The following is a 3,038-nucleotide window of genomic DNA, read 5'->3' on the forward strand; positions in this document are numbered from 1 at the left end:
CCCGGCAGCGCCGTCCGGCAAGCCGGCCGCCGCGCCGCAGCCCGCGACGCCGGCGCCTGCTGCATCCACGCCGGCGCCCGCGCCTGCGCCCAATCCTGCTCCCGCTCCTGCGCCGGCGAAATAAGCCGGCGCAGTTTCGGAACATGCGGAAATCTTCGCGGTTGGATTGCAAACCGCCCTCAAATCGCCACGGCGTCGTATGACTAGATCGCCGACGGGGCTGAGCGTTATGCTTAGGTTGCTACCGCCTTGGTCGGACCTCGGGGACGGGTCCGCTGACCAGCCATCAGGGCCCCGTATGGTTTAGTTGCGATGCGCGCCGTCGTCGCCGTTCTGCTGTTCGTCACTGCCGCCCATGCCGGTCTCTGGGGCATCCTCCGAGACAAACAACAAGCTCCCGACTTCACCGGCATCCTGCCGAGCGTGTCCTACGCCCCGTTCGACGGCTCGGCGCATCCGGACGTCGACAACATTCCGACCGCCGAGCGAATCCGCTCCGACCTGAAGACGCTGTCGCCGATGACGCGCGCGATTCGTCTGTACTCGTCGACCGGCGGCGTCGAGCTGGTGCCGCCGATCGCCAACGAGGTCGGCCTCAAGGTCACGGTCGGCGCCTGGATCGACAAATTCACCGACCGCAACGAACGCGAAATGCAGGCCGCGGTCGACCTCGCCAAGCACAATAGCAACGTCAACGGCATCGTCGTCGGCAACGAAACCATCTACCGCGCCGACCAGAAGGTCGAAGACCTGATCAAGCTGATCCAGCGCGTGAAGAGCCAGGTCAGCGTCCCGGTGACGACCGGCGAGATCTGGAACATCTGGCTCGAACATCCCGAGCTCGCGTCTTCGGTCGACTTCATCGCCGCGCACATCCTGCCCTATTGGGAAGGCTTCTCCGACAAGCAGGCGGTCGACCAGGCGCTGATCATCTATCGAAAGCTGCGCGACGCCTTTCCCGGCAAGCGCATCGTGATCGCCGAATTCGGCTGGCCGAGCGCCGGCTACAATCTCAAGGCCGCCGTTCCCGGCCCGTTCGAGCAGGCGGTGACGCTGCGCAACTTCGTCAGCCGCGCCGAAGCGATCGGGATGGAGTACAACATCGTCGAAGCGATCGATCAGCCCTGGAAATATTTCGAGGGCGGCGTCGGTCCGTATTGGGGCATTCTGAACGCCTCGCGCCAGCCGAAATTCGCCTGGACCGGACCGGTGGTCGATCCGGACTATTGGAAGCTGGCGCTGATTGCGCTGCTGGTCGGCATTTTGCTGTCGCTGCCGATCCTGCAGCTCGCGGCCCCGACCGTGATGCAGACCGCCATGCTGTCCGCGGCCGCGCACGGCGTCGGCGCCTGGGCCGCGACCGTGTTCGCCTATTGGGCCGGGCATTACTTCGTATTCGGCTCGGCCTTCGCGCTGACGCTCGGCATGATCCTGCTGACGCCGCTGGTGATCATCGCGCTGGCGCGGATCGAGGAAATCGCCGCGGTCGCCTTCGGCCGCAAGCCGCGGCGGCTGATCACCCGGGCGCTGACCGACGCGCAGCAGGCCAAGATTCAGCAGGATAAGACGCGGCCGGCCGACGCTGCCCACTTCCCGAAGGTCTCGATCCACGTCCCGGCCTATTTCGAGCCGCCGGAGATGCTGAAGCAGACGCTGGATGCGCTGGCGCGGCTCGACTATCCGAATTTCGAATGCGTGGTGATCATCAACAACACGCCGGACCCCGCCTTCACCCAACCGATCCAGGATCACTGCCGCGAACTCGGCGAGCGCTTCAAGTTCATCAACGCCGAGAAGGTGCAGGGCTTCAAGGCCGGCGCGCTGCGGATCGCGATGGAGCGCACCGCGGCCGACGCCGAGATCATCGGCATCATCGACGCCGACTATGTGGTGACGCCGGACTGGCTGAAGGACCTCGTTCCGGCGTTCGACGATCCGCGCGTCGGCCTAGTGCAGGCGCCGCAGGAGCATCGCGACGGCGACCGCTCGCTGATGCACTACATCATGAACGGCGAATATGCCGGGTTCTTCGACATCGGCATGGTCCAGCGCAACGAATACAACGGCATCATCGTGCACGGCACGATGTGCCTGATCCGCCGCGCCGCGATGGACATGGCCGGCGGCTGGTCGAGTGACACCATCTGCGAAGACTCCGATCTCGGCCTCGAGATCATGGAGCACGGCTGGCTCACCCACTACACCAACACGCGCTACGGCTTCGGCCTGCTGCCGGACACCTACGAGGCGTTCAAGAAGCAGCGCCATCGCTGGGCCTATGGGGGCTTTCAGATCATCAAGAAGCACTGGCGCCGCTTCATGCCCGGCAACAGCCGGCTGTCGCAGGACCAGAAGCGAGAATTTGGCCTCGGCTGGCTGAACTGGCTCGGCGCCGAAAGCCTCGGCGTCGTGGTGGCGATCCTCAATCTGATCTGGGTTCCGATCGTCGCCTTCGCCGACATCGCTATCCCGGACAAGATCCTGACGCTCCCGATCATCGCCTCGTTCTTCGTCACGCTGGCGCACTTCCTGACGCTGTATCGGCTGCGGGTGAAGATCAACGTCTGGCAGATGCTGGGCGCGATGATCGCCGCGATGTCGGTGCAGTGGACGGTGTGCCGCGCCGTCGCCCAGGGCCTGATCACCGAGCACCTCGCCTTCAACCGCACCTCGAAGGGCGGCCTGACGATGATGTCGGTCGAATTCCAGGCGTTCTGGGAGGCGGTGATCGGCGTGCTGCTCTTGATCGGCGCCGGCGTGCTGGTGGCGTCCAACAGCTTCCGGCAGATCACCGAGATCTACATCTTCGCCGGCGTCTTGGTGCTGCAGAGTCTGCCGTTCCTGGCCGCGGTGGCGATCGCCATCCTGGAGAACTCGCGAATCAACGCTTTCCAATGGTGGACCGCGACCCGCATCCGCACCGCCGAACTGATCGGGCTCCGCCCGGTCACGCTCCCCCCGGCGATCCCGGCGCGGCAGAAGGTCGCCCAGGAGATCCACACCGACGTGGCGTGAGGCGCGGCGCCGTTCGCGGCGAC

The 3,038-nt window shown here is 65.3% G+C and carries 1 protein-coding gene; it reads left to right on the top strand.

Annotated elements, in window-relative coordinates; translation table 11 throughout:
- Window positions 1-312: 312 nt before the first annotated feature.
- Window positions 313-3,015 carry a glycosyltransferase gene (locus IP86_RS15485; RefSeq protein ID WP_054163431.1) on the top strand — a complete coding sequence of 901 codons (2,703 nt, stop codon included), beginning with the start codon at window positions 313-315 and terminating at the stop codon, window positions 3,013-3,015.
- Window positions 3,016-3,038: the final 23 nt, after the last annotated feature.

It is taken from the genome of Rhodopseudomonas sp. AAP120 (genome assembly GCF_001295845.1).
In the GTDB taxonomy this organism is placed as follows: domain Bacteria; phylum Pseudomonadota; class Alphaproteobacteria; order Rhizobiales; family Xanthobacteraceae; genus Rhodopseudomonas.

Bases quoted from the DNA above. Each gene is read 5' to 3' on its own strand.
- IP86_RS15485 (WP_054163431.1), top strand. From the start codon at position 313: ATGCGCGCCGTCGTCGCCGTTCTGCTGTTCGTCACTGCCGCCCATGCC.